This window comes from Pedobacter jeongneungensis, assembly GCF_000633455.1.
Taxonomy (GTDB): domain Bacteria; phylum Bacteroidota; class Bacteroidia; order Sphingobacteriales; family Sphingobacteriaceae; genus Pedobacter; species Pedobacter jeongneungensis_A.
Genome location: NZ_AYMG01000010.1, coordinates 204,217 through 229,753, shown reverse-complemented (window position 1 = coordinate 229,753; position 25,537 = coordinate 204,217). Strand labels below are relative to the sequence as shown.

General features: G+C 37.8%; 30 protein-coding genes. All 30 read left to right on the top strand.

The window, feature by feature from the left end; translation table 11 throughout:
* Positions 1-5 precede the first annotated feature (5 nt).
* The 30 genes from U859_RS0109265 to U859_RS0109115 all read left to right on the top strand — a co-directional run bounded on the left by U859_RS0109265 (position 6) and on the right by U859_RS0109115 (position 25,299).
* Positions 6-665 (top strand): TerD family protein, encoded by a 660-nt coding sequence (locus U859_RS0109265; RefSeq protein WP_025143105.1) that lies wholly within the window; start codon positions 6-8, stop codon positions 663-665.
* Positions 665-1,072 (top strand): hypothetical protein, encoded by a 408-nt coding sequence (locus tag U859_RS0109260; protein WP_025143104.1) that lies wholly within the window; start codon positions 665-667, stop codon positions 1,070-1,072. The genes U859_RS0109265 and U859_RS0109260 overlap by 1 nt, the downstream gene beginning before the upstream one ends.
* A gap of 10 nt (positions 1,073-1,082) precedes the next feature.
* On the top strand, positions 1,083-1,721 hold the full coding sequence (locus tag U859_RS0109255; RefSeq protein WP_025143103.1) for a vWA domain-containing protein: 639 nt from the start codon (positions 1,083-1,085) through the stop codon (positions 1,719-1,721).
* Between the two features lie 6 nt (positions 1,722-1,727).
* Positions 1,728-2,363 carry a vWA domain-containing protein gene (locus tag U859_RS0109250; protein ID WP_025143102.1) on the top strand — a complete coding sequence of 212 codons (636 nt, stop codon included), beginning with the start codon at positions 1,728-1,730 and terminating at the stop codon, positions 2,361-2,363.
* A 1-nt stretch (position 2,364) separates the two neighbouring features.
* Positions 2,365-2,847, top strand: coding sequence for a hypothetical protein (locus U859_RS0109245; RefSeq protein ID WP_025143101.1), 483 nt, complete (start codon positions 2,365-2,367; stop codon positions 2,845-2,847).
* A 65-nt stretch (positions 2,848-2,912) separates the two neighbouring features.
* The gene (locus U859_RS0109240; protein ID WP_025143100.1) at positions 2,913-3,965 is read left to right on the top strand and encodes a TerY-C metal binding domain-containing protein; all 1,053 of its coding nucleotides are present in this window, start codon (positions 2,913-2,915) and stop codon (positions 3,963-3,965) included.
* A 2-nt stretch (positions 3,966-3,967) separates the two neighbouring features.
* Entirely contained in the window at positions 3,968-5,392 is a 1,425-nt protein-coding gene (locus tag U859_RS0109235; protein WP_025143099.1) for a PP2C family serine/threonine-protein phosphatase, read from the top strand.
* An 8-nt stretch (positions 5,393-5,400) separates the two neighbouring features.
* On the top strand, positions 5,401-6,909 hold the full coding sequence (locus U859_RS0109230) for a helix-hairpin-helix domain-containing protein (protein ID WP_025143098.1): 1,509 nt from the start codon (positions 5,401-5,403) through the stop codon (positions 6,907-6,909).
* Positions 6,910-7,002: 93 nt separating this feature from the next.
* Positions 7,003-7,695, top strand: a complete 693-nt coding sequence (locus U859_RS0109225) for an NUDIX hydrolase (protein ID WP_025143097.1) — start codon at positions 7,003-7,005, stop codon at positions 7,693-7,695.
* A gap of 68 nt (positions 7,696-7,763) precedes the next feature.
* On the top strand, positions 7,764-8,597 hold the full coding sequence (gene prs, locus U859_RS0109220; RefSeq protein ID WP_025143096.1) for a ribose-phosphate diphosphokinase: 834 nt from the start codon (positions 7,764-7,766) through the stop codon (positions 8,595-8,597).
* 7 nt (positions 8,598-8,604) lie between these two features.
* A complete protein-coding gene (locus tag U859_RS0109215) occupies positions 8,605-9,090 on the top strand; it encodes a nucleoside 2-deoxyribosyltransferase domain-containing protein (protein ID WP_025143095.1) in 486 nt (161 codons plus the stop codon).
* 23 nt (positions 9,091-9,113) lie between these two features.
* The gene (locus U859_RS0109210; protein ID WP_025143094.1) at positions 9,114-9,665 is read left to right on the top strand and encodes an NADAR family protein; all 552 of its coding nucleotides are present in this window, start codon (positions 9,114-9,116) and stop codon (positions 9,663-9,665) included.
* Positions 9,662-10,075: a hypothetical protein gene (locus tag U859_RS0109205; protein ID WP_025143093.1), complete on the top strand. Its 414-nt coding sequence runs from the start codon at positions 9,662-9,664 to the stop codon at positions 10,073-10,075. Before U859_RS0109210 ends, U859_RS0109205 begins: the two co-directional genes overlap by 4 nt.
* Positions 10,072-10,593: an O-acetyl-ADP-ribose deacetylase gene (locus tag U859_RS0109200; RefSeq protein WP_025143092.1), complete on the top strand. Its 522-nt coding sequence runs from the start codon at positions 10,072-10,074 to the stop codon at positions 10,591-10,593. The genes U859_RS0109205 and U859_RS0109200 overlap by 4 nt, the downstream gene beginning before the upstream one ends.
* Before the next feature lie 25 nt (positions 10,594-10,618).
* Positions 10,619-11,260 carry a DUF4291 domain-containing protein gene (locus U859_RS0109195; protein WP_025143091.1) on the top strand — a complete coding sequence of 214 codons (642 nt, stop codon included), beginning with the start codon at positions 10,619-10,621 and terminating at the stop codon, positions 11,258-11,260.
* Between the two features lie 3 nt (positions 11,261-11,263).
* Complete coding sequence (locus tag U859_RS0109190) at positions 11,264-11,806, top strand: RNA 2'-phosphotransferase (RefSeq protein WP_025143090.1); 543 nt, start codon at positions 11,264-11,266, stop codon at positions 11,804-11,806.
* Between the two features lies 1 nt (position 11,807).
* Positions 11,808-12,539, top strand: a complete 732-nt coding sequence (locus tag U859_RS0109185) for a metallophosphoesterase family protein (RefSeq protein ID WP_025143089.1) — start codon at positions 11,808-11,810, stop codon at positions 12,537-12,539.
* A gap of 20 nt (positions 12,540-12,559) precedes the next feature.
* The gene (locus tag U859_RS0109180; protein ID WP_025143088.1) at positions 12,560-14,017 is read left to right on the top strand and encodes a nicotinate phosphoribosyltransferase; all 1,458 of its coding nucleotides are present in this window, start codon (positions 12,560-12,562) and stop codon (positions 14,015-14,017) included.
* Positions 14,018-14,077: 60 nt separating this feature from the next.
* On the top strand, positions 14,078-14,482 hold the full coding sequence (locus U859_RS0109175) for a hypothetical protein (protein WP_025143087.1): 405 nt from the start codon (positions 14,078-14,080) through the stop codon (positions 14,480-14,482).
* Between the two features lie 24 nt (positions 14,483-14,506).
* Positions 14,507-15,031, top strand: a complete 525-nt coding sequence (locus U859_RS0109170) for a DUF6036 family nucleotidyltransferase (RefSeq protein ID WP_025143086.1) — start codon at positions 14,507-14,509, stop codon at positions 15,029-15,031.
* Positions 15,032-15,246: 215 nt separating this feature from the next.
* On the top strand, positions 15,247-17,286 hold the full coding sequence (locus U859_RS0109160) for a BatA domain-containing protein (RefSeq protein WP_025143085.1): 2,040 nt from the start codon (positions 15,247-15,249) through the stop codon (positions 17,284-17,286).
* Positions 17,283-18,539, top strand: a complete 1,257-nt coding sequence (locus U859_RS0109155; protein WP_025143084.1) for a dihydroorotase — start codon at positions 17,283-17,285, stop codon at positions 18,537-18,539. The genes U859_RS0109160 and U859_RS0109155 overlap by 4 nt, the downstream gene beginning before the upstream one ends.
* Positions 18,540-18,703: 164 nt before the next feature.
* On the top strand, positions 18,704-19,372 hold the full coding sequence (locus tag U859_RS0109150) for a hypothetical protein (RefSeq protein WP_025143083.1): 669 nt from the start codon (positions 18,704-18,706) through the stop codon (positions 19,370-19,372).
* A 17-nt stretch (positions 19,373-19,389) separates the two neighbouring features.
* Entirely contained in the window at positions 19,390-19,959 is a 570-nt protein-coding gene (locus tag U859_RS0109145; protein ID WP_025143082.1) for a DUF4199 domain-containing protein, read from the top strand.
* Positions 19,960-20,117: 158 nt separating this feature from the next.
* Positions 20,118-20,618, top strand: a complete 501-nt coding sequence (locus U859_RS30330) for a zeta toxin family protein (protein ID WP_240183032.1) — start codon at positions 20,118-20,120, stop codon at positions 20,616-20,618.
* A complete protein-coding gene (locus tag U859_RS32170) occupies positions 20,608-20,766 on the top strand; it encodes a hypothetical protein (RefSeq protein WP_205314380.1) in 159 nt (52 codons plus the stop codon). The genes U859_RS30330 and U859_RS32170 overlap by 11 nt, the downstream gene beginning before the upstream one ends.
* A 126-nt stretch (positions 20,767-20,892) precedes the next feature.
* Positions 20,893-21,843 (top strand): glycosyltransferase family 2 protein, encoded by a 951-nt coding sequence (locus U859_RS0109130; protein ID WP_025143081.1) that lies wholly within the window; start codon positions 20,893-20,895, stop codon positions 21,841-21,843.
* Positions 21,844-21,916: 73 nt separating this feature from the next.
* Complete coding sequence (locus U859_RS0109125; protein WP_025143080.1) at positions 21,917-22,885, top strand: glycosyltransferase; 969 nt, start codon at positions 21,917-21,919, stop codon at positions 22,883-22,885.
* Between the two features lie 248 nt (positions 22,886-23,133).
* Positions 23,134-23,709, top strand: a complete 576-nt coding sequence (locus U859_RS0109120; RefSeq protein ID WP_240183031.1) for a hypothetical protein — start codon at positions 23,134-23,136, stop codon at positions 23,707-23,709.
* 42 nt (positions 23,710-23,751) lie between these two features.
* Positions 23,752-25,299 (top strand): GH3 auxin-responsive promoter family protein, encoded by a 1,548-nt coding sequence (locus U859_RS0109115; RefSeq protein ID WP_025143078.1) that lies wholly within the window; start codon positions 23,752-23,754, stop codon positions 25,297-25,299.
* The last annotated feature ends 238 nt before the right edge of the window (positions 25,300-25,537 follow it).

Sequence of the window (25,537 nt, the reverse complement as noted above, 5' to 3'; positions counted from 1 at the left end):
TCATTATGGCAATTAATTTATCAAAAGGACAAAAAATAGACCTGCGGAAAGAAAGCGGTGCTACTTTAACGAGTTTTTGCGTGGGGGTTAATTGGGGTGCAATAGAAACTAAAGGTTTTTTGGGCTTAACAACCAATAAGCAAAGCGTAGATCTTGATTTGAGTTGTATCCTCATTGATGATAACAACAACCTGTGCGACCATATTTATTCGCCACTTTATAAAATTGATTTTTTGCAGAAATTTGGCCTGCCAAAAGGAAAACTACTTTCTTTAGATGGCGCTTTAAGGCATACAGGTGATGACTTAGAAGGAGATTCTGGCGGCGATGATGGTTTGGATAATGAAATTATCACGGTCGATTTGTCAAGGATTGACCCTAAAGTGGCCAAGATATTCTTTTTTCTGAATAATGTGGGTAAAGAGGATTTTTCTCAGATTCCTTATTCAAAAATCAGGATGTATGAAGGAACGTCAACACAGGTAAAAGAGGTTTTTGCTTCTTACAATGTATCTGCCGAATCAGGTTATGCTGGTAAAAAAGCGCTAATAATGGGTAAGCTTTATAAACGCAATAACGAATGGAAATTTGATGCCATTGGCGATCCCACACCAGATACCTTTTTAGGGCAAACGATTCATTTAATCCTAAAATCTTACCTGTAATGAGTATTAAAAATATCGAAGGTTTAACCGGCGACGAAATCAGGGATTTGGTTGCCCGGGGCGGTAAATTTGTCATGTATAAATATTGCATTTCTGTAATAATTATGACCTTTAACCGGCCGTCTGATTTTTATTTTATCCATCCAGGCAAAAGCAGTATTACACCTGGATTAGGATATCTGTTTGTGAGTTTATTTTTGGGCTGGTGGGGAATTCCCTGGGGGCCGATTTATACCATTGGTAATATTTCGACAATTTTGGGTGGAGGAAAAGATTATACCGGCGAGATTTTAGCACACATCAACCAAAACGATCCTACTTACGGTGCAGGTGCTACTTATAATATACCTGCGCATATTCAATCAGCTAATCCGGAAACGGCCAATACTTACAATATTCCACAATAATTTTTTGGTTATGAGAAGACTTCCAGTATACCTGTTGTTAGATACATCAGGGTCCATGACGGGCGAACCAATTGAAGCGGTAAAAAACGGTGTTCAGGTTATGATCAGTGCTTTGCGGCAAAATCCGCAGGCCATAGAAACCGCTTTTATCAGTATCATTACTTTTGATAGCGTGGCTCAGCAGATTATACCGCTAACCGATCTGGCATCATTCCAGATGGTCGATTTAAGGGCAACCGGCACTACCGCTTTGGGCGAAGCTTTAAAATTAGTGTCCAACCGGATTGATAACGAGGTCGCAAAAACCACAACCGAGCAAAAAGGCGATTGGAAACCTTTGGTTTTTATCATGACAGATGGAATACCAACTGATGATTGGTTGCCGGGTTTAAATGAGTTTAAACAACGTAAAACGGCATTTACAGTGGCTTGTGCTGCCGGTGTAGGGGCCGATACGGCAGTTTTAAAGCAAATTACCGAAAATGTGGTCAGTTTAGATACCGCCGATTCGGCAAGCATTGGCAAGTTTTTTCAATGGGTAACTGCCTCTATTGGCGTAACCTCTACAAGGATAGAAGATGGTGGGAAAGAAATACAGGGAATTAAAGAATTACCCCCTCCTCCGCCTGAATTAAATATTGTTGTTTAAAAGAATATGAGAAGATTACCTGTTTACTTTTTGATCGACACCTCGGGTTCGATGTATGGAGAGCCTATTCAGGCCTTAAACAATGCCCTGAGCGGTATGGTAAATACATTAAGGGCAGATGCACAGGCATTAGATTCCTTGTGGATCAGTATGATTACTTTCGATCGTGAGGTTAAAGAAATTGTGCCCTTAACCGAACTTCCCTCTTTTCAACTTCCTGAAATCACTTGTCCACAAAGCGGCCCCACACATACGGGGCACGCACTCGAAATGTTATACGAAAAAGTTAAGCTTGATATAATAAGGGGCAGTTCTACGCAAAAAGGTGACTGGAAACCCCTGATGTTTTTATTTACCGATGGAAAGCCTAGCGATCTGCAGTTGTACCGCGAAATGCTGCCTAAAATTAAGTCGCTAAACTTTGGAGCAATTGTTTGCTGTGCTGCAGGGCATTTGGCTAACGATTCGTTATTGAAAGAACTTACACCTGATGTAGTCCATTTAGATACGGCCGATAGTGCTACACTGAAACAGTTTTTTAAATGGGTATCCGAAACTATAGAACAGGGAAATAAAAGCCAGGGAACAGGCGAAAGTGTAACCTTGCCGCCACCTCCTAGTGAAATTACTTTAATTATTTGATATGGATGCTCTAAGTATAATTAGCATAGCCATTACGGTTATAGGTTTTATTGTTACAATGTCGTCGGGTGGAGACAGCGATAACGGTTCACATTACCAGCCTTTAACTACCAGCGATATATTTCCTGAAACAACTTTAGATGGAATTTTAATCTGTTATGAAAGCTTTAAGTTTCCTAATTTTAATATGCGCCATGCCGAACTGAATTTGAGAAGCAATCAATATGGCGATTTTAAGGTTCTTGCGGCAGATTTACAGGGCGATTGTCTTTATTTAAATGTGCAGTTTATTGATGTTTTTGATAAAATGAGTAAAAGCAATGAGGTAGTAACTTTTAACAACAAAGTAAACGCTTATTTCTCAGTCAATCATTTAGAAGGAACAGATAATGTGGTTGTTTACGGCTGTACCAACTATAATCAACGGATTAAAGATGGTTACAGGGATGTTGCTAAAGAAATCCGCAGTATAATTTCCCGATGATACCAGCTTAATGTAGGATCATAAAATTATTTCCTTATTCGAACCATTAGCCAATTATTTATAATATGAGAAGATTACCCATTTACTTTTTAATAGATATTTCCGAATCGATGGTTGGCGATCAGATCCAACAGGTAGAAGAAGGGATGGCAACGATTATTAAAGCCATTAAAACCGACCCTTATGCCATAGAAACCGTTTGGATTTCGATTATTGTTTTTGCCGGACAAGCGAAAACGCTGGTTCCCTTGCAGGAAGTGGTGAGTTTTTATCCGCCAAAATTCCCGATTGGCGGGGGCACGTCTTTAAGTAAAGGTTTAGGGCATTTAATGTTCCAGATGAGAAAGGATATCGTTAAAACCACCATGGAACAAAAAGGCGATTGGAAACCGATTGTATTTCTGTTTACTGATGGTGTACCTACAGATGATACGCAAAACGCCATTGCCGAATGGAAACAGAACTGGCAGCGTACCGCAAATATGGTCGCCATTTCTTTTGGCGACAGTACAGATACGAGGATTTTAGCAGAACTGACCGAAAATGTACTCCAGTTTAAAAATGCCGGCACTGAAGATTACAATAAGTTTTTTAAATGGGTAACAGATTCCATTAAAACAAGCAGTATCAGTGTAGAAAATAACGAATCTGGCTTCGAACTCGCAAAATTAGATGGAGATACCCTTTCTAAAATCGATATTTCGAAAGCACCGGCTACTAAACAGTATATTGATAATAATTATGTGGTTTTATCGGCCAAATGCCAGAATACAAAGCGGCCATATTTGATGAAGTACCGGAAAGTGGTTAACGAATCAGGTTTTGAGGGTTTAAATCTACAAACACAGGCTTACCGTCTGGTGGGTGGTTTTCAGGTAGATCAATCTTATTACGAGCTGTGCGAAGATAATGGCATACAGCAAAAAGTAAATACTGAAGAACTGATAGGTGCACCCTCATGCCCCTGCTGTGGTAACCAATTTGGCCTGGCCATGTGCCAATGCCAAAAAATACACTGTATCGGTAACGAAACCATGAGTACCTGCCCCTGGTGTGGTAGTACGGGGAGTTATGGTTATGGCGAAGGTGGTTTTGATGTTGGAAGAGCACAAGGTTAGGCATGGTCGAAACCAGAATGTACATCGAAAACCTTTTTAAAAGATTTAATGTTCGGGTCCCGGCAAACAGACAGAAACTCTTTGAGCAGTTTATGCACGAAGAATTTAATGTTGAGGCCGTAAAATTGATCATGGAAAAACATAAAATTATCATGGAGAATTGGGAGTTAAAAGTAAGGATTGAGGATATTTTAGCAAAGCAACTCATCATTCCGAATGCTACAGTTGCAAAACCATACCAGGAGGCATTGGATTTTAACCAGCCAGAATTTATGGAGATCAGCTTTATAGCATTTGATAATTTAGATCAATATGGTTTAAATTTTAATCCGGATCTTAAACTGATAGAAGGTATCCCAAACCAAAGCGGCGATTTTAAAGTCAAAATGAAATTTAAGGTTTTCGGTGAAGATGAAAATTCAGAACCGAACACCAAAATGATCTCTTTAGTAATCAATGCCGATCCCAAATCGCTTTGGAAAAATATTGCCAGCGATGATCAAAAAGACAAAACCTGGAAAGAGCAGCACTATTGGAAGCCCGATCAGGTAGAAGATTTTCAGAAATTGGGCAGCAAGCATATTGTAGTTTCATCCAAAAGAGGGAGAAGCCATGCCAATGTGGGGGCTTTTAGGGAAGACGATTATGCCTTTAAACATTTTGAGGCTAATGGTTGGAGTGTAGTTTGCGTCGCAGATGGCGCCGGAAGTGCCAAGTTAGCCAGGCAGGGATCTAAAATTGCCTGCAAAGCGGTTGTTGATTATTTTGAACAAAATTTAACTGACGATAACCTCAGACAATTTGACGAAATCTTATTGCATCACCATCAAGAGGGAGGGGATAGTCAGCCGATCAGCCATTTTGTGTACAATAACTTGTCTAAAGCAGCCCTTTATGCCCATCAACAAATTGAAGGTTTTGCAGCAGAAATAAATCACCCGATAAAAGATTTTCATTCAACACTGATTTTCGCGCTGTTAAAAAAGTTCGATTTCGGTTATGCCATTTTAACTTTTGGCGTTGGCGATTGTCCGATAGGATTGCTGAACAAAGATTTAACTGAAATTAAGCTAATGAACTGGCTCGATGTGGGCGAATTTGGTGGTGGAACCAGGTTTATTACCATGCCAGAGATTTTTAGCAGTGAAAAATTCCCCACACGTTTTGGTTTTACCTTAACTAATGACTTCTCTTACCTGATGCTCATGACGGATGGTATTTATGACGCCAAGTTTGTGGTAGAGGCCAATTTAGAAAAACTGGAAAATTGGAAAACATTTGTTGATGATTTAAAAGGTAATAATGAAGATCGTGCTGCGGTAAGCTTCGATGTCTCAAATCAGGAAATTGCTCATCAGCTTTCTGCATGGATGGATTTCTGGAGTCCAGGTAACCACGACGATCGAACTTTGGCCATCATTTTTTAATAAGCATCATGTCGATAATTACCGTAAAATCCATACTAACCGATCGTATCTATCAATATGTTGATAATGGCGACCCTAAAAGCGGAACGGCTAAAAATGTATATTTTAGTCCCGACCGGAAATATGTGGTGGCTATTTTTAAAGAAAAGCAGGATTTTAACCAAAAAGAACGTTTAACCAGGATTGTAACCAGGTATTTAGATCAGATTCAATCCAAAGAGGCCGGAGATTATTATTTAAATGAAATATACCGCTGGCCAACCGACCTCATAGAAACCAGAGACAGGATTGGGATTATTGTCCCGATTTACAATTCGAAGTTCTTTTTTGCAAAAGGTTATTCATCCAGCGATCTGATCAAAGGAGAAGAAAAGAATGGAAAATGGTTTGCTGGGGCTAAATTCCGTAATAAACTGTTTCCCTTAAGCTTGGATCAGACAGAACTGGGCAGGTGGTTAAATTATTTTCAGATTGGCATTAACCTTTCGAGGGGCGTGAAAAAGATGCATCAAATGGGCTTGTCGCATTCCGATTTATCTTATAACAATGTGTTAATCGATCCTTCAAGCGGCTCGGCCTGCATGATCGATTTGGATGGTTTGGTTGTCCCTGGCTTATTTCAGGCAGAGGTAATCGGAACGGCCGATTTTATTGCGCCAGAAGTATTGGCTACCAAACACCTCAATAAAACTGATCCTTCAAGAAAACTTCCCAACCGCTTAACCGATCTACATGCATTAGCCTGTTTAATTTATATGTATTTATTGCACAGGCATCCCTTAAAAGGCGGTAAAGTACACGATCTCGATACCGAAAAAGATGACCTGTTGAGTATGGGCGAAAAAGCTTTATTTATCGAACACCCTGCCGATTTATCAAACCGGCCTAAAATGAACCAGATTTCTAAATGGGATACTTATTGGGCAGATGTAAATAAAATTCCATATACCATCACCGGTCCATACCTTAAAGCATTGTTTGATAAGGCTTTTATAGATGGTTTGCACAATCCAATGCAACGGCCTACCGCCGAAGAATGGGAAATTGCGCTGTTAAAAACCACTGATCTGATGCAACAATGCAGTAATATCTATTGTGATCAGAAATGGTATGTTTTTGACAATACCACGATTCCCAAATGTCCTTTTTGTGGTACCAGCCATCAAGGAACATTACCGGTTTTAGATCTGTATTATCAGTTTCAACCCACGGTTTGGCGACCAGAAAACCATAGGTTAATGGTTTACAACAATCAATACTTGTTTCAGTGGCATGTTAACCGGAACGTGATCAGGAATGAACGGTTAACCGCCGAACAGAAAATTCCGGTTGGCTATTTTACTTTTCACGAAGGGAAATGGGTTTTCGTTAATCAAACGCTCACTTCCATGGTTGATAAAACTGAAGATAAAGAGGTGCCTGTTAATACTATGGTCGAATTAACCGATGGCAAAAAGCTGCTCCTTTCAAAAGAAGATGGTGGAAGGGTTATTTTGGTTACGCTGGCAAATAAATAAAAGGTAATCTTATTCAGAAAATGCCATATCTTAATATTCGATTTGAGATTGAGAAATTTATTAACTTTGTGTTGTTTTTACACAAATTAGGAAATGATCAATCAAAATATCAAAATTGCTGTTGATGCCATTGTTTTTGGCTACGAAAGGGGAACGCTTTATGTATTGGCTGTTCAGCAGCGCTTTGGTAAACTGGCCGATCGGTGGGTGTTGCCGGGTGGGTTTATTTTAGATGACGAGCCTTTATTAACAGCAGTAGAACGTGAGCTTAAAGAAGAAGCTGGTATCACGGTGAATTACCTTGAACAGTTAGGCACTTTTGGTGATGATGTTAAACGCGACGAACGTTTCAGGGTGATTTCTGTTGCTTATTTTGCCTTAGTGAATCCTAAAAATTTTGTACTGAAGGCCGATACTGATGCCAAAGACGCCAAATGGTTTCCAGTTGCCGAAGTGCCGAAATTGGGTTATGATCATAATGAAATGGTGAATCTGGCACATCAACGCCTAAAAAGTAAATTGACTTATCAGCCCATCGGATTTGATCTTTTAGATCAGGAATTTCTCTTTTCCGACCTCGAAAATTTATACTGTTCCATTTTAGAGAGAGATATTGACAGGAGAAATTTCAGGAAAAAAATCCTGAGTTTTGGAATTGTTACAGAAACTGATAAAGTGGTTAAAATAGGTGCCAGCGGCAGGCCAGGCAAGCTTTTTACCTTTGATAAGTCGAAATACAATCAGCTTTTAAAAGAAAATTTTCAGTTTGACATTAGGTTTGCGTAAAAAAAACACAAATTATTCTTTGGATTCTAAAAATCATTTTTATATTTGTGTAAATAATACGCAAATATATGTTAAATCTAAATCCAAGTTTTACTCCGCTAGGCGAAAATAACTTAATCGAATACAAATCTTTCTTATTTGCAGGTGGCGAACCACATATTAAAATTTCAAATAATTTTGATGCTGCCCTTCCGGTTACGATTACACACCGGATAAATTCTTTTAATGATTTAGGCCTGATCTGCATTACCGTTGATGCTTTGAAAAGAATGGGCGTAAAGGAAATCAATCTTTTTATACCCTATTTTCCCGCAGCAAGGCAAGATAGGGTAATGATTCCCGGTGAGCCTTTATCTGTAAAAGTTTATGCAGACATCATTAATGCGATGGCTTTGGCAAGTGTTACCGTTTTCGATCCGCATAGCGAAGTAACCCCAGCCTTGCTTGACAACTGCGTTACCATTTCCAACCACGAATTTATAAAACAGGTAATCGCAAAAATTGGAACAGATGTAAAACTCATTTCCCCTGATGGAGGGGCTTTAAAGAAAATTTATAAAGTATCCGAATTTTTAGGAGGTGCAGAAGTTGTAGAATGCTCAAAAAGCAGAGATGTAAAAACCGGAAAACTTTCAGGGTTTAAAGTGTATAGTGATGATCTGGCTGGTGCCGATTGTTTAATAGTAGACGATATCTGCGATGGTGGCGGAACATTTATTGGTTTGGCCGAAGCATTAAAGGCTAAAAATGCAGGCAAATTATATCTGGCCATTAGTCATGGCATATTTAGCAAAGGCTTTGATGAACTGGGCAAATATTTTGAACAGATTTTTACCACCGACTCTATCAAAGAAGTTGATCATGCTGGCGTAACGCAGATAAAACTAGCTGAAATTTTATAAAATAAAGATGAAAACGATACTTCCCCCACAGGTTATTACTCCATCCGATGTTTCGGTGTTTCTTGCTGGAACCATTGATATGGGCAATTCGATCGATTGGCAGCAAAAGTTTATCGATCGGGCAAATAATGAAGATACTTTGAATAATGTTATCGTTTTCAATCCGCGCAGAGCATCATGGGACCATACCTGGACGCAGACAATCGAAAATGCACAATTTAGTGAGCAGGTTAACTGGGAGCTGGATGCCATGGAAAATGCTGATGTGATTTTGTTGTTCCTTGAAGGTAATTCCAAATCACCTATTTCGATGATGGAATTAGGCTTATTTGCCGATTCAGGTAAGTTAATGGTTTGTTGTGAGGATGGATTTTGGAGAAAAGGCAATATCGATATCGTTTGTAAAAGGAAAGGGATTGATCAATACAATACATTCGATGAGCTTAGTGCTGCTGTAATTGCGAAGCTTAAAAAGTTAGTAGAAAGCAGGTAAGAATTAGTTTAAAGACAATTGGCATGAAGTACGATATTAACTGGTTATTCAAAACCATAGATGGAAAGGAATTTGACTTTTTAATGTTTTGGGGGCATCAAAGAAGCAAAGATGGATCGATTATTAAAACCTGCATGAGTCAATGGTGGCCATCTTCAATTGTTGAAAACAACATCACCTATCAAACAGCAGAGCATTACATGATGGCACAAAAAGCGCTGTTGTTTAATGATCAGGAGATTTTTGAAAAAATATTAACAAAAAATTCTCCGAAAGATGTAAAAGATCTGGGCAGGCAGATCAAAAATTTTGACATAGAAAATTGGGACGCACACAAATTTGATATTGTAAAACAGGGAAACCTGCTTAAGTTTTCTCAAAATGAAGCATTGAAATCGTTCCTCTTGCAAACAAAAAGTAAGATACTGGTAGAAGCCAGTCCGGTTGATGCAATTTGGGGGATTGGTTTGGCAGAAGACAATTCGGATGCGTTAAATCCTAAAAAGTGGAAAGGTTTAAACCTATTGGGGTTCGCATTGATGGAAGTAAGGGATGAGATAAAGTTTAATATATGAAAACAATAACATTGTTCAGGCCGGTTGGACTAAAGGAAATGGAGCTTATTGCTGAAAGTGGCTTTAAAGCTTTTTCGTCCAGATTAGCATGGCAACCTATTTTTTATCCGGTAATGAACCAGCAATATGCTGAACAGATTGCACTAGAATGGAATACCAATGATGAATTTTCTGGCTTTATTGGCATTGTAACTGCTTTTGATGTAAATGAGGACTATTTGAAGCACTACGAAGTTCAAAATGTTGGTGGAACAGTACATAATGAACTTTGGATTCCTGCAGAGGAGTTAAACGATTTTAATAATCACATCTCAGGAACAATAGAAATTGTAAATGTTTATTTCACGAGTCGATCTGCAAAAACAGAAAACCTGGCGTTAAATAGCAAATTAGAAAAGTTTAAAAAATGATTTTAGAATTAATCAAAGCCGATATAACAGAAATTAATGCCGATGCCATTGTTAATGCGGCAAATAGTTCATTATTAGGTGGCGGAGGGGTTGATGGTGCCATCCACAGAAAAGGTGGCAAAGCAATTTTAGAAGCATGCATAGCAATCAGGGATAAACAGGGGAAATGTAAAACCGGAAATGCAGTAATTACAACTGCCGGTAATTTGCCTGCTAAATATGTGATCCATACTGTTGGGCCGGTATGGAATGGAAAAAATGAAAAAAATGAGGCTTTGCTTGCCGATTGTTACAGGAACAGCCTAAACCTTGCTATAGAAAACGATGTTAAGGTAATTGCTTTCCCAAACATCAGTACGGGGATCTATCATTTCCCGAAGGATAAAGCAGCAGATATTGCCATTACTACGGTAAATAATTTCGCTGAAAAAGAAAAAATAGAAAAGGTAATCTTCGTTTGTTTCGACGATGAAAATTACCAGCTCTATGAAGAAAAACTCAATCGCATGAAACAATGAGATGAGTTATTAATAGAATTATAAAATGAAAATAACAGTAAAAAAATATAAAGAACAGATATTAGAATGGCCAAAATCAGGATGCCATATTATGGCCCAGTATGATGACGAAAAAATAATTGTTTATCAGGCTTACCGAAAAGAAATCGGTGAGTTTGCAGTCAAAAACCAATTTTTTGGAGGTGAGTTCAGTTTAAGTAGAATGACCTGGATAAAACCCAATTTTTTATGGATGATGTACAGAAGTGGTTGGGGAACTAAAGAAGGTCAGGAGATTTCGTTAGCAATTCACCTTAAAATTTCTGCATTCCGTAATTACCTGCAAAACGCAGTTTATACTTCATTCGATCAAACAGAAGGTATTTCTCATGATCAATGGAGAGGTGAACTGGAAAATTCCAATATCAGGTTGCAATGGGATCCGGACCACGATCCTTATGGTGCAAAACAAGAAAGAAGAGCCATCCAGATTGGATTAAGGGATAATTTTATCAGGTCTTTTGCAAAAGATGATATTTTATTAATTGAAGATATTAGTCAATTTGTAAAAGAACAGTATGAATTTGTTCAAAATAGCCAATTGGAAAATTTAATGACCCCTGTTGAAAAACCGTTCATTTTAAACGATGAAATATTGAACAGGAAATTGAAAATCATAAAAGAGTAAGTCATGGACAATAAAATAACAAAAGGCATAAGCAAATTGCTCAGCTATATTTTGAGGCATTCGCCAGAAACAATAAAGCTAAAGCTCGATGAAAATGGCTGGGCAGAGGTGAACGAGCTGATTGCCAAATTTGACCTTTATGAACTAACATTAGATTTTGAGCTGCTTGAATACGTTGTTGAAAATAACGACAAAAAAAGATTTGCCTTTAATGCTGATAAAACCAAAATAAGGGCCAATCAAGGCCATTCCATTTCGGTAGAATTAAACTTAAATGAAACCGAACCTTTGGAACACCTGTATCATGGTACCGTAGAGAAGTTTCTGCCAGATATTAAAACGCAGGGGCTGCAAAAAATGAGCAGACAGCATGTGCACTTAAGCGCCGATAAAGAAATCGCTAATAAAGTGGGTGGTAGGAGAGGAAAATCGGTTATTCTAATCATTAACAGCGGGGCGATGCACAGGGCAGGATATAAATTTTACTTATCGGCCAACAACGTGTGGCTTACAGATGTTGTGCCTGCTGAATATATAGAATTTTAGCATGGGCAGAACATTGGTAATTGGCGATATACACGGCGGATTAAAAGGCCTGATCCAGCTATTCGAGCGTGCAGAAATATCAACCGAAGATAAGCTCATTTTTCTTGGTGATTACGTTGACGGATGGAGTGAGTCGGCTCAGGTGATCGATTACCTGATGCTGTTGGAAAAAAGCCATCAATGCATTTTTATCAAAGGAAATCACGATGCATGGTGTATCGATTGGCTCGAAAAAGGTATTGTTGATGATGTTTGGTTCGTACATGGTGGTAAATTAACCATCGAGAGTTATAAAGACATATCGGATACAATGAGACAGAAACATCTGGATTTCTTTGAACGGATGCATGATTATTATGTAGACGGACAGAACAACCTCTTTATTCACGCTGGTTTTTCTTCCATGCACGGACCGGAAAAGGAGCGTTATTCTTCCAATTATTCGTGGGACAGAACGTTATGGGAAATGGCACTGACTATGGATAACCGGATTAAAAAAGATTCGGCCATTTATCCGAAACGTTTATTGCTTTATCACGAAATCTACATCGGTCATACACCAACGCTCTACTACAATGTTAATGTGCCGATGCAGGGCTGTAATGTTTGGAATATCGATACTGGTGCTGCATTTACTGGAAAGTTAAGCTGTTTGGATATCAAAACCAAACAATTTTGGCAAAGCGATACACTACAAAGCCTGTATCCAAACGAAAAAGGAAGAAATAAATAATAGTTAAATACATCAAAACCATGAATCCATTATTATTAACAGACGGTTATAAAGTTGACCACCGCAGGCAATACCCTGAAAATACCACATTGGTTTATTCCAATTGGACGCCTAGAAAAAGCAGGCTCGAAAATGTAAACCATGTAGTACTTTTTGGCTTACAGTACTTTATCAAAAAATACATTATCGAAGATTTTAACCAGAATTTCTTTAAACAGCCAAAAGATGAGATTCTTAGCAAATATGCCCGCAGGATCAATAATTACCTTGGCGAAAACCTGGTAGGAACGCAGCATATTGCCGATTTGCACGATCTGGGTTATATTCCGATGGTTTTTAAATCACTTCCCGAAGGAGCTGAGGTGCCATTGCGTGTGCCGATGTTCACCATGTACAATACCAAACCAGAGTTTTTCTGGCTTACCAATTATTTCGAAACATTACTTTCTGCAGTGGTTTGGTTACCATGTAATTCGGCTACTATTGCAAAACAGTACCGTACCATTTTGGATAAATATGCAGCAGAAACCTCATCGGTACCAGAATTTGTAGACTGGCAGGGACATGATTTCTCTATGCGCGGTATGGGTGGGATAGAAGCTGCGGTAACATCGGCCGCAGGCCATTTATTGAGTTTTACCGGAACAGATACCATTCCTGCAATCGACTTTTTAGAGGAATATTACAATGCCGATTCTGATAAAGAGCTGATTGGTGGCTCGGTTGCAGCTACAGAACATTCGGTAATGTGCATGGGAACGAATACTGGCGAGCTCGAAACTTTTAAACGTTTGATTTTGGACGTTTATCCAAAAGGAATTGTATCTATCGTTTCCGATACCTGGGATTTATGGAAAGTATTAACTGAATATCTGCCTGTTTTAAAAGACGATATCATCGCCAGGCCAGGCAAAGTAGTAATCAGGCCAGATTCCGGTGATCCGGTTGATATTATTTGCGGCAATCCAAATGGCAAAAATGAAAATGAGAAAAAAGGTGTGATAGAGCTGCTTTGGGATGTTTTTGGTGGAAAAACCAACGATAAAGGCTTTAAAGAACTGGTTCCACAGATTGGGGCCATTTACGGCGATAGCATCACTACCGAAAGAGCTACTCAAATCTGCGAACGCTTAAAAACGAAAGGTTTTGCTTCAACCAACGTGGTTTTCGGTATCGGTTCTTTCACTTATCAGTACAATACACGAGATACTTTTGGTTTTGCCATGAAAGCCACTTATGGCGAGGTAGATGGCGTTGGTCGTGAGATATTTAAAGATCCTATTACCGACGATGGAACCAAAAAATCGGCAAAAGGTTTACTGCAGATTTTTAAAAATGCAGAAGGAGAATATGAATTGAAAGATCAGTGCACCTGGGAAGAAGAAGCCAAGGGCGAATTGAAGGAAGTTTTCAGAGATGGAAGCTTATTGATCGATTATTCTCTTGCTGACATTAGAGAAAGGCTAAAGAATAGTTAACTTCGCGAAGTTTTTTAATCGATCGGCCTTTGGCTGGTCGATTAATTTTTGAAAGATACCATGCAGAAAAATTCCACATTTAACCATCAAGCCGATATTGTAAATAGTGCCATCAGATTTATAAATGCATGGTTTAAACAATCGAAGGCTATTACCGACGAACTGAATGATTTTTTTATGCTTCCAGGTAATAAAATTATCGGCAAAGATGTCATTATTAGCAGGTTGAAAGGTATTTTTGGTCAGTCCGATGAATATGTTGGTGGCAGATATGATATTATTGATGTTAATTTCGAACTACTGAATGATGGTAAAGGGATGGGCTTTGTTGAAGGTGTTGCAGGTTATCGGGATGTTCTTCAAAAACAATCCAAAATTATAAGCGGACCTTTTAAGCTGTATTTCGCGCTATACAATAGCAGTTGGAAAATTGTTAATATTGAATTTCCGGGATTTAGTTATTGATTAATTTTTAACATAAGATCTGGTATGCTTTCTTTTTTTAATAAAATTGTTGATGTTCTAAATGAGAATAATATTCCTTATATGCTTTCAGGAAGTATTGCGATGGGAGTATATATAGTGCCAAGAGCTACGCGAGATTTTGACTTTATTATTCATCTTCAACAGGAGGATATCGATGGATTTGTCGCAAATTTTAAGGATGGCTATTATTGTAATATTAATTCGGTAAAGGATGCAGTTAAACAACAAAGTTTATTTAATATAATTGATCATGAATCAGGATATAAAGCTGATTTTGTAATTCTGAAAAACGAGAATTTCAGACAAGAAGAATTTAATAGAAGGGTTGAGATGGAATACCTAGGGAAATCAGTATATTTGGTTACTGTTGAGGATTTATTGATATCTAAATTAATCTGGATTCAAGTTCTGCAATCTGCTATCCAAATTCAAGATATAAAAAATCTTGCTGAATTAGATACTTTAGATTGGGAATACATTAATAAATGGGTTAAAGAACTTAAGCTTGCAACATTTAATCTTTTTTAAAGAAATGAAAGATACTTCAGACGAAATTAAAGAACTACAACTTAAACTATGGTTATCGAAAACTCCGAGCGAAAGATTGTATCAAATGTTGATCGATAATGAATCATTATACAAATTTTGGGATAATGTAAAACCTGTTATTAAAAAGTAACATTGATAATAATAAATAAGGATTGTTATACCCAATTCCATAATTTTTCTATCTTTGGTTTTTAATGAATTTCCTTTATCCGGGCTTTCTTTTTGCACTAATATCGGTTGCCATCCCGGTTATCATTCATTTGTTCAATTTCAGGAAATTTAAAAAGATCTATTTCTCTAATGTTCAGCTTTTAAAAGAAGTAGAACAACAAAACTCATCGAAAGAAAAGCTTAAAAACCTGCTGATTCTCTTGTCGCGGATTTTAGCAATTATCTTTCTGGTGCTGGCATTTGCCCAGCCTTACATTCCAGAGCATAACAAAAAAACGACTGCTTTAAGCAACGTGGTAAGTATTTATATAGATAATTCTTACAGCATGGAAGCCATTAATAAAGATGGTAACCTGCTCGATGAAGCCAAACGCAGGGCAAAAGAACTCGTTAAAGGTTTCGGTATTAACGATCGTTTCCAGCTTTTAACGAACGATTTCGAAGGAAAACACCAGCGTTTATTAAATGAAGAGGCGTTTTTGAAAGCTTTAGATGATGTGAAAATTTCTGCTGCAAACCGTAATCTTCAACAGATCTTGAACAGGCAGGGTAACATTTTAACAGGAGCAGAAAACAAATACAGTTTTTTGATATCCGATTTCCAGAAAAATATTTCTACCACCAGCAAACTCGAAACCAAACCCGATATACAATATTCATTTTTGAAATTGAATGCCAATATCTTGCCCAATGTTGCGGTAGATAGCGTTTGGGTACTTTCGCCAAACCACCAGCCCGGCGCAAATGAGCGTTTAGTGGTGCAGTTAAAGAATTATTCTGAAGAAGAAGCCAAAAATATTCCCTTAAAGCTTAGCATCAACAACCAGCAAAAAGGCTTGGGGGCCGTAACCATTCCTGCAGGAAAAACAGTGAAAGATACTTTAAACTTCTCTGGCCTCACCGCTGGATGGCAAAAGGGGATTATCACCATTAAGGATTTTCCGGTAACCTTTGATGATACGCTTTCATTTAGTTTTAAAGTAGATCAAAATTTTCCGGTTTTAAGTATTAACGGATCTAATACCGGCAATTACATTAAAGCCTTATTTGCAGCTGATACCTACTACAAACTTACCGAGAACGCCGAAAGCAATATGAATTATAGCAATTTCGCCAATTTCGGCCTCATTGTGTTAAATGGCTTGAAAAGCCCTTCAACCGGTTTGGCACAACAGCTTAAAACCTATCTGAATGCAGGCGGAAGCTTAGTACTTTTTCCTGATTTGGATGCCGATATCCAAACGTACAACTCATTTTTAAACGCACTATCACTACCAGCAATCCAGTCGCTCAATACTACAGCAACCAAGGTAGATCAGATTGACCTTCAAAACCCTATTTTTAAGACTGTTTTTGAGGAAATTCCTAAAAATTTAGATCTTCCAACAGTTACACGCTATTATTCCTTTGTAGAAAAAAATACTTCAAATAAAGAAGATATCATGTTATTGCCCGGCAGGAAATCTTTTTTCTCCAAATATGGTGTAGGTAATGGCCAGGTATTTTTATCTGCTTCTGGTTTAAATACAAATGATGGTAATCTGGCCCGTCACCCGGTTTTTGTTCCATTAATTTACCGTTTGGCACTAAGCGGCGGAAATGAAACCCCATTGTATTACAATTTGGGCAATGATAATGCGTTGGCCGGTAAAAAAATTACTATAGGTAAAAACCAGACCTTAAAAATTTCGGCCGATCATTTCGAAGCCATTCCGGAAATCCGTCAGGCAGATGGAAAAACCTTGATCTATATTGCCGATCAAGTTAAAAATGCAGGTTTTTACAACTTAAATCTTGCCGATTCGTTACTCGCTGTTTATAGTTTCAATAGTGGCAGGACAGAATCTGATATGCATTATTTAAGCAAAGCAGAATTAGCGCAATTAGCAGGTAAAAGCAACCTGAAAATATTCGATACCGATAAGGATGCCGTTAAATTAATTGCCGGCGCCAATAAAATCGGACAAACATTATGGAAACTTTGTCTAATTTTGTCGCTGATTTTTATTGCAGCAGAAATTTTGCTCATCCGATTTTTTAACAACACAAAAAGAACAATATGAATCTCCTGGTTAAAAATGTAACCATTGCCGATCCGCAGAGTAAATTTAACAACCAACAATGCGATGTTCGGATTGAAAATGGTACAATTAAAAACATAGGTAAATTAACTGCCGATAAAAGCGAAACTACATTCGATGCTCAGGGCGCTTTTTTAACGCCGGGTTTTTTCGATTTAAACTGCGTAGCCGGCGATCCGGGTTTCGAAACCAAGGAAGATATCCAAACGCTTACCGAAACGGCAAAAGCAGGTGGATTTACAGGTTTGGCATTATTGCCACAAACCAACCCAGTTGTGCAGTCAAAATCTCAGGTAGAATATATTATCAACAGGGCAAAAAATAACCTGGTTGATGTTTTACCTGTTGGTGCCATTAGCCAGAACCGAGAAGCAAAAGAACTTGCCGAACTGTTCGATATGCAGCAGGCTGGTGCAGTAGCCTTCTCTGATGGCGATAAAGCCTTGCAGGATGATGGTTTTATGAGCCGTGCATTACAATACGCCAAGGGTTTTGATGCATTATTAATGGTTTATCCGGAAAATAAATCGATTGCAGGCAAATCGCAGATTAATGAAAGCAAGAACTCTGTGCTTTTGGGTATGAAGGGCTTACCAGCATTGGCAGAAGAAATGCACATTGCACGTGATATTTTCCTCGCTTCTTATAACGAAACCAAAATCCACATCAGCAACATTTCAACTGCTGGAGCCGTAGCGCTAATCCGCAAAGCGAAAAAAGATGGCGTACAGATCTCCTGCGATGTTACCGCACATCACCTGGTATTTACCGAAGAACTTTTAAACGATTTCGATAGCAATTATAAAGTTAAACCACCATTACGTGGCAAAGCAGATATAAAAGCCTTAATTGCCGGCTTAAAAGATGGCACCATTGATGCCATTACCTCGCAGCACCGTCCGGAGGAAATAGAATTTAAAAACGTTGAATTCGAAATTGCCCATTATGGAATCATTGCTTTGCAAACCGTGTTGCCGTTATTGTTAAAAGCCGGACTGGACATTGCTTTAATTGCCGAGAAATTGGCCATTAATCCGCGTAAATTATTAAATTTAACTGTTCCGGTAATTGAAGAAGGTGCTGAAGCTAACTTTACTGTTTTTAACACAACAGAAAAGTGGTTGTACAATTCAGCGAGCAACCATTCTAAATCGGCAAACAATCCGTTATTGGGTACCGAGCTTACTGGAAAAGTAACGTTGGTTTATAATAATAATCAATACTCGGCGAGGTAGTTAAAAGGTAGAAGGTTAAAAGGCAGGGGGTGGAAGGTTTTCCAGCAGGGCTTTCTAAAATAGTAGTTCAAAAAATAGTATTATATAATAAAAACAGGTTTAAGGGGATAGATTTTTTGTGAAAAATGATCCTGTCATCCTATAATCTTAAAAATCTTGATCCTATGGATAATAGAGTAAAAAAAGCGATAAGTGCCGCCATTAATCAATATGCTGAAGTTTCGGCTATTAATGTAGAAGGTTTTGAAACAGAATTATTGGCTGCTTTTGAGCTGGATGTTAACTTTTTAGATAAAGCAGAAGCTTTTGATGCCGTTTTCGATGTGCATCCAAAATTTGAAGAATTGCGTGAAGTATTGTTCGATTTATTGATGGTAAACTTCTTTAGCAGTGATGTGCAGAAACTGGAAGACGATTATCTGGAAAGCGACGAATGGGCAAATATTGAAGAAGAAACAATTGATAGGGGTACTGAGCTGTTAAACCTGTTGCTTTACATTAAAGAGTGTAAGGATGAAGATCTGGATCCTGAATTGGGCGATTTCCTGAAAGAATTCTTATTGGTAGAGGATGATGAGTTTCAGGATGAATTCGAAATTTATGAAGAACTGATCAGTAACCAGCAACTGGCAGAAAGCAGTGTAGAAGAAATTTGCAAAACTGCCGAGAAATTAAATATCAGTGAAGAAATGCAGGAATTATTTGTGCCATTTATGGCTTTTTTCCTTGATGTGGAAGGAAGTGCAGAAACTACTAAAGAAATAATTCAATTTAGCAGTAACAAATCGTTCGATTCTGCTACTTATATATTAATTACAACAATTAATAATTAAAACTAAAACTTAAAATTATGGACAAAAGTGCTCTTATTTCCAAATTATCGCTTAAAAACGGATTTATGCTTGCAGCAGTTTCGGTAGTATTATCGTTAACCCTGCATTTTATTGATCCGGTATTAGTTTACACCAGTTTTCTTGCCCAGGTAGGCATATTTGTATTGTTTATAGCGCTACTCGTTGTAGTAGGAATTAATATCCGTAAAGAAATAGGTGGTTTTTGGACTTTTGGCGAAGCTTTTAAAGCTTTTTTAATTATTTCGCTTATTCTGGCCTTAACTGCAACACTTTATAATGTGATACTGATGAAGTTTATCGATCCAGATCTTCCGGCAAAAGCTGCTGCGGCAATTGAAGATGCACAACGTGCAATGATGGAAAAATTCGGTATGGCTAAAGAGCAGGTTGATGAAGCAATGGCTAAAGCAGGTAATATGCAAGAGAAATTAGAGCCAACTTTTAAAAATATTTTTACAAGTTTTGGTGTTTCACTAGCCTTGTACGGTGTTCTTTCCTTAATCCTTTCAGCTATCTTAAAGAAAAAAGAACCAGTAAGATTAGACTCGTTTCCTCAAGAAGCTTAATTTCTTTTATAAAATTTTGAACGTGCAGGTTTTATCATTTAATTTGGTAAAACTTGCACGTTTTTTAATTTACAAACATCTTAATGCAAAACTTATATATTATTTCTGGTTGTAATTGAGCTGGTAAAACAACAGCATCTTTTACTGTTTTACCCGAAATGTTAAACTGCGGAGAGTTTGTTAATGCGGATGAAATTGCCCGTGGAATTTCTCCTTTTAAACCTGCAAGTGTTGCCATTCAGGCAGGTAGGATTATGTTAAACAGAATTGATGACCTGCTGAACCAAAAAGTAGACCTTGCCATTGAAACTACATTAACCACTAAATCTTATTTAAATACAATTGAAAAAGCCAAATCTCTGGGTTATCAGGTTACACTCTTATTCTTTTGGTTAAATGATGTAGAGCTCGCTATAGAACGGGTTAAAATCAGAGTGTTAGAAGGTGGACATGATATTCCTGAAGACGTAATCCGAAGAAGGTATATAAAAGGTATGCAAAATTTACAGCAGTTTACCAATGTTGCAGATTACTGGTTAATTATCAATAGTTCTAATGGCGATTTACAATTTATCGCTGAAGGAAATTTAAAAAATGAAATAACTATCTTTGAAAGAAATACCTGGTCAAAATTTAATTTCTTGCCAAATGGAAAATAATAATATCGAGTTAAGAGAAAAAATACGTTTAGGACTTAGCTTGGCTTTCAAAAAACTGGTTGCTTATAAAGCGAAGAACGATGGCGTTTTGGTTTTTTCCGATCAGGGGAAAATTATAAAAGTAAAAGCTAAAGACATAAAATTATAATTAAGGTCAAAAATTTTGAACGTGCAGGTTTTATCATTTAATTTGATGAAATTTGCACGTTTTAATTTTGTACAGGATTTGGTTGGGAAAATCTCAAATCTCAAATCTCAAGTCTCAAATCACTAAATGGATATATCAGTTGTAGTACCCTTATTTAATGAAGATGAATCCCTGCCCGAATTAACGGCCTGGATTGATAAAGTGATGATTGCCAATAATTTCAGTTATGAAATTATTTTGGTTGATGATGGCAGTACCGACAGATCGTGGGAGGTGATAGAAGAATTAAGACTTCAGAATCCTGCTATAAAAGGCATTAAATTTAGACGTAACTACGGTAAATCTGCTGCTTTAAACGTAGGCTTCGAAGCTACACAAGGTGATGTAGTGATTACCATGGATGCCGATCTTCAGGATAGTCCTGACGAAATTCCAGAATTATACCGTCGTATTAAGGAAGAAAAACTTGACCTGATTTCGGGCTGGAAAAAGAAACGTTACGATCCGATTACCAAAACAATCCCTACTAAACTCTTCAATGCGGCCACCCGCAAAATGAGCGGTATCGAACTGAACGATTTTAACTGTGGCTTAAAAGCTTACCGCAGCGATGTAATCAAAACCATTGAAGTTTATGGCGAAATGCACCGTTATATCCCGGTAATAGCTAAATGGGCAGGTTTTAGTAAAATAGCAGAGCAGGTGGTAGAACACCGTGCACGCAAATACGGAACAACCAAATTTGGCTTTAGCAGGTTTATTAATGGCTTTTTAGATTTACTCTCCATTTTCTTTGTTGGTAAATTCGGTAAACGCCCGATGCACTTTTTTGGTTCGCTCGGCGTGTTGAGTTTCTTTTTAGGGATTATCATGTCGCTTTATGTGCTGGTAGAAAAACAGATCCTAATCTGGAAAGGATTAGCTTACCGTGATGTAACGGATCAACCTTTGTTTTATTTATCATTAGTGGCCATTGTTGTCGGTTCGCAGATGTTTTTGGCAGGTTTTATTGCCGAACTTTTATCGCGTAACGCACCAGAAAGAAACCAGTATTTGATAGAAAAGGAATTAAGGTAGAAGGCGGGAAGGCGGAAGGTTCATCCGCCCCTTACCCTCAACCTTTACACCCTCAACCTTCAACCTCCAAAAAATGTTTTTCTCCATCATAATCCCCCTTTACAATCGTCCACAGGAAATTGACGAGCTTTTGCACACCTTAACTAAACAAACTTATTTACAGTTTGAGGTTTTAGTGATCGAAGATGGTTCTAAAAACGATGCGAAGGCCATTGTAGATCGTTATGCGGACAAACTTGATATAAAATATTATTTCAAGGAGAATGCCGGACAGGGTTTTGCCCGTAATTTTGGTTTTGAAAGGGCTAAGGGAGATTATTTTATCATTTTTGATTCAGATATCCTTGTTCCTGACGATTATCTTGAAATTGTTAGAAATTACCTTTACGAACATCATTTGGATGCTTACGGCGGTCCGGATGCAGCGCATGATAGTTTTACGCCAGTGCAAAAGGCCATCAGTTACGCCATGACTTCGCCTTTCACCACTGGCGGTATCCGTGGAAACAAACAGCATGTGGGGCAGTTCCACCCACGCAGTTTTAATATGGGCGTTTCCCGTCAGGCCTGGGAGAAGGTAGGTGGCTTTATCCTGACCAGATTGGGAGAAGATATAGAATACAGTATTCGCATCCATGAAAATGGTTTCAAAATCGGCTTGATCCCGGACGCAAAGGTTTACCATAAGCGCCGGACGAGTTTTAGCCAGTTTTATAAACAATTACACTTTTTTGGTAGGGCCAGGATCAATATTTATAAACATTTTCCAAAAGAATTAAAGCTGGTGCATTTTTTTCCGGCCTTATTCACACTGGGTTTTGGTTTCACCATTTTGTGTAACTTTATCTATCCGCCATTGGCGTATGTTTGTAACTTCTTCTTATTGATTTACTTTATGTTGATATTTTTTCATTCATGGTCAGTAAATAAATCGTTAAAAGTTGCATTTTTGAGCATTATATCTTCATTTATCCAATTAACCGCTTATGGTTTAGGATTTATACAGGATTTATTTAAACGTGTGGTATTCAAACAACAATGATCAATTATCTAAAAGAAAGTACGTTCGCCGTTAATGATGTAATCCAAAAGGCATGGAGCATTACCAGGAAACACTATTTTTCGATTGCTACGCTATGCTTTCTGATGTTTATCACCGCAAGCGCATCGAGCTTAATGGCCTTTTTTATTAAAGATGTAAGCAAAATCTTAAGTTTTGTAATGGCTATAGTTTTTGTGTTTTTGTACTTTACCATCAATTTATCACTCTTTAAATATATTTTTCACCTAATGGATGATGAAGAAAGTGATGTTAAAATTGTTGATACACTGCCAACCAGGCAACAGATCATTCGATTTTTAATCGCAACACTTTATTTTGTTGGTTGCATACTTTTCATTGGGATGATTTTATTTCCTGTGCTTTATATTTTGGATCCTGTTTTACGCTATTTGGTCCAAATTGGATGGGTAGAAAGCTTTCAAAAAACAGGTATTGTAATTACACAAATTGCCGTTGGTATAGCAATTCTTGCTTTATTTATTACCTGGTTAAGGATATCATTTTTCCCCTTTTTTATCATAGATAAGAACGCAGCCCCCTTTGAGTCGATTAAATTAAGTCTGGCAATTACTAAAGGAAATTTCACCAAAATTTTATTACTATTACTGGTACTTGGTGGAGGATATTTAGTGTATTTATTGTTTAATTTATTACACTGGCCATTTGTGGCTTTTGTTGTGAATATTTTAAGCTCCTTTATTATTGTCCCGCTATCAAGTGTGGCCATAACAGTTGCTTACCGTAAAATTTCGGGAGAATACAAAGGCGACGAACATCCGGATATTTTACATAATATAGTTTAACCCCCTGCCCCTAAAGGGGAGTTAAAAATCAGATTAAAGTTTATGGAAAAAGAAAAGAATGGCAGAAGGGAAAAGTCCCCTTCAGGGGGTTGGGGGCTTAAAGCAGCATTAAGTAAACCCTTTGCCGCATTTGCAGTTTGGCAGATCAACAAATGGAAGCACAATGCCGTAAATGCTCAAAATAATTTGCTGAAAAAGCTTATCGATGAAGCCAGGCATACTGCTTTCGGTAAGGATCATCATTTTGCTGAGATAAAAGATTACGCTGATTTTAAAAAGCATGTTCCGGTTCAGGATTATGAGGGACTAAAACCTTATATAGATCGTGTGGTGGCAGGCGAAGCTGATGTGCTTTGGAAAGGAAAACCACTTTATTTTGCCAAAACATCGGGTACCACTTCGGGCGTAAAATACATTCCGCTTTCTAAAGAATCGATGCCTGAGCACATCAAAGCTGCCCGGAATGCCATTTTAACGTATATTAATGAAACAGGCAAAGCCAATTTTGTAAATGGAAAAATGATCTTTTTACAAGGAAGTCCGGTTTTGAGTGTAAAACATGGAATCAATGTGGGGCGTTTATCAGGCATTGTAGCGCATCATGTCCCTGCTTATCTCCAGAAGAATCGTTTGCCTTCTTACGAAACCAATATTATCGAAGATTGGGAGCAGAAAGTTGATGCCATTGTGGAGGAGACGGTCAATGAAAACATGACATTGATTTCTGGGATTCCACCCTGGGTACAGATGTATTTCGATAAACTATCTGAAAAAGCGGGAGGGAAGAAAATTGCCGAAATCTTTAAAAACTTTAGTCTGTTTATTTATGGTGGGGTAAATTTCGAACCTTACCGCGCCAAAATTGAGCAAAGTATTGGCAAAAAAATTGATGCAATTGAAACTTATCCTGCTTCTGAAGGATTTATTGCTTATCAGGATTCGCAAAAAGATAAAGGACTGTTGTTATTAGCTGATGCAGGGATTTTTTACGAATTTATTCCTGCAGATGAATATTATAACGACAACCCGACAAGATTATCATTGGGCGAGATAGCACTCGATAGCAATTATGCATTGATTTTAAATACGAATGCGGGTTTATGGGGTTATAGTATTGGCGATACCGTTAAATTTGTTTCTAAAAATCCTTATAAAATTGTAGTTACCGGCCGTATTAAACATTTTATTTCTGCTTTTGGTGAACATGTAATAGGAGAAGAGGTAGAACAGGCTATTTTAAGTGTGGCGAACGAAGAAAAAGTAGAAATTACAGAATTTACGGTTGCGCCGCAGGTTAATCCAGATGCTGGTCAATTGCCTTACCATGAGTGGTTTGTGGAATTTTCATCAGCGCCAAAAGATCTAGCTGCTTTTAGTAAAAAGGTTGATGAAGCTTTGCAAAAGAAAAATATTTATTACTTTGACCTGATTGAGGGCAACATCCTTCAGCCATTAATAATACGTACTTTGCAAAAAGATGCCTTTGTAAACTACATGAAAAGTGAAGGAAAGTTAGGTGGGCAGAATAAAGTACCAAGATTGAGCAATGATAGGAAAGTGGCGGATGGATTGGAGAAATATATTGTTTAACGCACTCCGTCATTGCGAGGAGGAACGACGAAGCAATCTTTTTTATTATAACAATTTACAATGTATCGTCATTTCGAGAGGAGTGCAACTTGTACCGATTTTACATCGGGAACGCAGTCGAGAAAGCTAAATCTGCCTGAATAGATCTCTCCATTTCGCTACGCTTCAGTCGAGATGACGATTGACTCGAACGGAGAATAATCGAAGTGGGCGGATGGTAAAATGAATAAATAAAATG